At 72.4% G+C, this 1,486-nt stretch carries 2 protein-coding genes; one reads left to right on the top strand and one right to left on the bottom strand.

Annotated elements, in window-relative coordinates; genetic code table 11:
- Positions 1–403 (top strand): cyclase family protein (locus QH283_RS30145; RefSeq protein ID WP_280506304.1); only part of this gene is annotated, 403 nt, incomplete at its 5' end.
- A gap of 19 nt (positions 404–422) precedes the next feature.
- Here QH283_RS30145 and QH283_RS30140 read toward each other — a convergent pair.
- Positions 423–1,486 (bottom strand): BBE domain-containing protein (locus tag QH283_RS30140; RefSeq protein ID WP_280506303.1); only part of this gene is annotated, 1,064 nt, incomplete at its 5' end.

The following is a 1,486-nucleotide window of genomic DNA, read 5'->3' as shown; positions in this document are numbered from 1 at the left end:
CGGCGACGACCTGCAACGCTGGCAGTCCCAACACGGCCGCATCCCGCCGCGCGCCTTCGTCGCGGTGTACTCCGGCTGGGAGAGCAGGCTCGCCGATCCGGCCGCCTTCCTCAATCTCGATGCCGGGGGCGCACCGCACGCCCCGGGCATCGACGTGGCGGCCGCCGAGTATTTGATCGCCGAGCACGACATCGTCGGTGTCGGGGTGGACACGCTGAGCATCGACCACGGCCGCGCCGTCGACTACGCCACCCATACCGCCGTGCTCGGCGCGGGGCGCTACGGCGTCGAGATGCTCGCCGGGCTGGCCGCCGTGCCGCCGTCGGGGGCCACCGTGATGGTCGGCGCGCCGAAGCACGTCGGCGGGTCCGGCGGGCCGTGCCGGGTGTTCGCGCTCGTCTGAGGGCCGCTCACGGGGACGTTCACCCCGGTTGGCCGATGGACAGGCGGTGGCGGAACACCCCGCGCGGGTCCCAGGTCTGCTTGATCCGCACCAACTCCGCGTAGTTGTCGCCGTAATAGAAGTGGTGCCAGGGCAAGCCGGAGCGGTTGTGTGTCGGGTCGGCCAGGTCCGGGTCGGGGTAGTTGATGTAGCAGCCGCCGTTGTTCTCGTCCGGCACCGGCACGCCGCCGGTGTCGGTGTAGAGGTCGGCGAAAGTGCGGCGGGTCCAGTTCAGGTGACGGTCGTCGTCCAGCGGCAACTGCCACGCCGAGTGGATCAGCATCTGCAGGAACGAATCCCGGGCGGGCATGGCGGTGGCGTCGGGCGCGAGCGCGTTGACGGCCCCGCCCAGCGGCAGGAACTCGACCTCGGTGTCGCCGATGGCGGACAGGTCGACCAGGTGCCGGTAGAGCACCCGCCGCTGCTCCTCGGAGTAGGCGCGGCGCAGGAAGGCGGCCTTCACCTTGACCCGCCGCACCGACGGCGCCTTGGGGTAATACACCTGTGCGAGAGTGTCGGCATAGGACAGGCTGACCGGCGGCTGCACCGTCGGCGTCGCGCCGACGCCGTCCAGCAGCGCCGCCAGGAACTCGTCGTAGAGCGCCCGCGCCCGCGCGGAACCGGCGGGTGTGCTGTTCGCCGAGCCCGGGTCGGCCGAGCCGACGGCCGGGCCGCCGGTGGGTGGTTCGTCGTCGGCGAGCAGGATGAGCATCTGCGCGTAGGCGGTGCCGGTGGTGCGGAAGCTCACGGGCGCGTAGAGGCCGTCGAAGCGGTTGCCCGGCGCGCGGTGCTCCTCGAAGAAGCGCAGGTAGTTGCCGAGGAAGCGGACGAAATCCGGCTCACCGAGCAGCGGAATGGTCAGCCGGGCCGAGAGCACGGAGGCGGGCGGCGCGGGCAGAGCGGTGTGCGGGTCGGCGCCGTCGGCGTCGCGGGAGCGGAACAGGAAGCGGGTCACCACGCCGAAATTGCCGCCGCCACCGCCGGTGTGCGCCCACCACAGGTCGCGGTGCGGGCCGTCCGCGGTGGCGACCACGGGGTTCGCCC

The organism is Nocardia farcinica (assembly GCF_029867845.1).
GTDB classification, from domain to species: domain Bacteria; phylum Actinomycetota; class Actinomycetes; order Mycobacteriales; family Mycobacteriaceae; genus Nocardia; species Nocardia farcinica_A.
Note: the sequence above shows the minus strand (reverse complement) of the source record. Positions and strands in the feature narration are given on the sequence as shown.